At 63.8% G+C, this 3,009-nt stretch carries 5 protein-coding genes; all 5 read right to left on the reverse strand.

The window, feature by feature from the left end; genetic code table 11:
• A partial coding sequence (locus VK533_RS07695) for a YaiI/YqxD family protein (RefSeq protein WP_324376279.1) occupies positions 1–345 on the reverse strand: 345 nt, incomplete at its 3' end.
• A gap of 23 nt (positions 346–368) precedes the next feature.
• Entirely contained in the window at positions 369–824 is a 456-nt protein-coding gene (gene fliJ / locus VK533_RS07700) for a flagellar export protein FliJ (protein WP_324376280.1), read from the reverse strand.
• 10 nt (positions 825–834) lie between these two features.
• Complete coding sequence (gene fliI, locus VK533_RS07705) at positions 835–2,220, reverse strand: flagellar protein export ATPase FliI (RefSeq protein WP_324376281.1); 1,386 nt, start codon at positions 2,218–2,220, stop codon at positions 835–837.
• On the reverse strand, positions 2,207–2,845 hold the full coding sequence (locus VK533_RS07710; protein ID WP_324376282.1) for a flagellar assembly protein FliH: 639 nt from the start codon (positions 2,843–2,845) through the stop codon (positions 2,207–2,209). Before VK533_RS07710 ends, fliI begins: the two co-directional genes overlap by 14 nt.
• On the reverse strand, positions 2,838–3,009 hold a 172-nt coding region (locus VK533_RS17210; RefSeq protein WP_349254970.1), incomplete at its 5' end, for a FliG C-terminal domain-containing protein. The genes VK533_RS07710 and VK533_RS17210, both read right to left, overlap by 8 nt.

The following is a 3,009-nucleotide window of genomic DNA, read 5'->3' on the forward strand; positions in this document are numbered from 1 at the left end:
CGTGTCCATGAAATCACGCATCGCCAGAACCCCGCGTATGGTGTCGGGCGAATAGCGCTCACCGCGCGGATTGAGCGCCTCCGCGCCCTTCGCGATGACGTCGGCCGCCAACGGGATATCGGCCGTGACCACAAGATCACCCGCGATGATGCGTTTGACGATCTCGGCATCGGCGACATCGAATCCGGCGGATACCTGCACGGCGCGAACGCTTGGAATTCTTGGAACTTGCAGGGCTTGATTGGCGATGAGCGTGACGTCTACGCCGGTACGTTTCGCGGCGCGAAACAGAATTTCTTTGATTACGCCGGGACAGGCGTCGGCGTCCACCCAAATGCTGGCCATCCCGCCGAGAATATCACGCCGGCTTAAGCGTTCCCCGTGTCGGCGCGCGCCGCCAGCATCCAGCGCATCGCGGCGTCATCGCCTTCGCGCTGTTCGCGCCCGTCCGCGGCACGCTGTTCTTCTTGGCGAAAGCGGTCGATCACCCGATTCAAGGATTCGGCTTCAATGCGTTTCTCGCTCCACTGCGCACGCCGTTTCTCGAACTCCCTGCGGGCGCTATCGAGCGATTTCATATGCTGATTCAGTGCCAATCCCAATCGATCGAGGAACGAACGATAGTTCTGCAGCTTGACGGCATCGATGGCGCCGGCGGACTGAGTGGAGTTGCGCACGTATTCGTCGCGGTACGCCTGGAGCTGCTCGAGCTGACGCTCCAAATCAGCGACCTTGCGCCCCGCTTCGGCCATGGCACGGCTCAGGTCCTTCGCGGAGGTTGCGGCGATCTCTTGAATCGGCTCGAATCGCTTGGACTTCATCATGGCAGGCTCACTATCGGCCGGTTGCCGTCGGGGGCGCCGAGAACTGCGTCACGAGTTGCTTCAGATCCGCGTAACTTCGTTCGATTCCCACCGGTTCGTACATGTCCTGACGCAGGAATTCGAGCATTTTCGGCCACTGCTCGACGGCCAAATCCACGCGTGCGTCCGAGCCGCGCCGATAGGCACCCACGGTAATGAGGTCGCGATTCTGCTGATAGGTGGAATACACCTGCCGGAAGCGGTTCGCGAGATCAAGCTGTTCGCGCGGGGCGATTTGATGCATCGCGCGGCTGATCGAGGCCTCGACATCGATGGCCGGGTACAGGCCGTTCTCCGCCAAGCGCCTCGACAACACGATGTGCCCATCCAAGATGGCGCGTGCCGCGTCGGCGATCGGATCGTTCTGATCATCTCCTTCCACCAGCACGGTATAGAAAGCGGTGATCGATCCCACGCCGCGGTCGCTGTTGCCGGCACGCTCAACGAGTTGCGGCAAACGCGCGAACACCGACGGCGGATAGCCCTTGGTCGCGGGAGGCTCGCCGATGGCCAGCGCGATTTCGCGCTGCGCTTGCGCGAAGCGCGTCAATGAATCGAGCAGCAGCAAAACCTTCAGGCCCCGATCGCGAAAGTACTCGGCAATGGCTGTCGCCAACCACGCCCCGTGCAGGCGCATCAGCGGCGGATTGTCGGCCGGCGTGGCGACGACCACCGCCCGCCGCATGCCGTCGGGCCCCAGGGTATTGCTGACGAAGTCCTGGACTTCGCGGCCGCGCTCGCCGATCAAGCCGACCACGGTCACATCGGCCTTGGTATATCGAGTCATCATGCCGAGCAGCACGGACTTGCCCACGCCGGATCCCGCAAACAGGCCGATGCGCTGTCCGCCGCCGACCGAGAGCAACGCATTGATCGAGCGCACGCCCACATCGAGCGGGTCTCGGATCGCGCGCCGCATGAGAGGATTCAGGGGCTCGCCCGTCAATGACACACGATCCGTGCAGCGCAATTCGCCCATTCCGTCGAGCGGCCGGCCCGCGCCGTCCAACACTCGGCCCAGCAATTCGTCTCCGACCGCAACGGAGGACTCGCTGTGCGTCGGGATGACGCGCGCGCCGGGCATCAGGCCGCGGATGTCGCCGGTGGGCATCAAAAATAATTTGTCGCCGGAGAAGCCGACGACTTCCGCTTCGATTTGTTTGCCTTCCGCGGTGTCGACCAGGCAGCGCCCGCCCACCGCCGCCTCGCATCCCACCGCTTCCAAGGTCATGCCGACCATGCGATTGAGCGTGCCTTCGACCACGAATTCGGGCGTGCTCGCCATGCGCTCGCGCGCTTGAACCAGCGCCTCCAGCCACTTCTTCGGCTTGAGACCGGCAATGCTAGGCTCGATCATTCGACCCGCCGCGCGGCGTCGTGGCGTGGCGCTCCGTGCCCAACAAGTCGCTCAAAATGCTGCCGAGCCGCGTCTCCAGACGGGCGTCGATGCGCGAGGTGACGGTCATGATCTGGCATCCGCCGCGCGCCATCAGCTGATCTTCGACGATGGTCCATGCGCGCTCTTTTTCCGTGGGGGCCAGGTGCTGTGTGACCACCGCGGCATCCTCCGGGTGCAAGTGCACCCGTATATCGCGCGTCGCCACCGGCAAGGCGGCAATGGCCTCGCGAATGATGCCGATGATCTGCGTCGGATCGGTCTTGAGTTCGCGGCGCACGATTTGCCGCGCCAACGCCATGGCCAGCGTGAGCAGTTCCCGCTCCACCTCTGCATCGAGAACGTCAAATGGTTTGGCCAGGTCGTAAAACATGCCGGCCAGCCGATCCACCTGTGCCTGCACTTCGGCGCGCCCCGCTTCGCGGCCCTCGGCGAGGCCCTGCTCGAAGGCCTCTTTGTGCGCTTCCGCCTGCAGATCGGCGAGACCGCCCACGGTGGCCATTCTTTGCTGTGCGGGCGGGCTCTCCATCTCGGGTGCCGCCCACAATGCGACAGTCGCCGCCGCCTTTGAGTTGGCGTCAGACAAATTCGCCGGCCCCTTTGCCGCCAAGACTGATCGTGCCTTCTTCGGCCATGCGCTGAGCGATCACGATGATCTCCTTCTGCGCCGCCTCGACATCCGTGAGTTTCACCGGACCGCGCGCTTCCATATCGTCCTTGAGAATTTCCGCCGCCCGCTTCGACATGTTC

The sequence above is a fragment of the Sphingomonas sp. genome (assembly GCF_035317925.1).
Taxonomy (GTDB): Bacteria; Pseudomonadota; Alphaproteobacteria; order Sphingomonadales; family Sphingomonadaceae; genus Sphingomonas_I.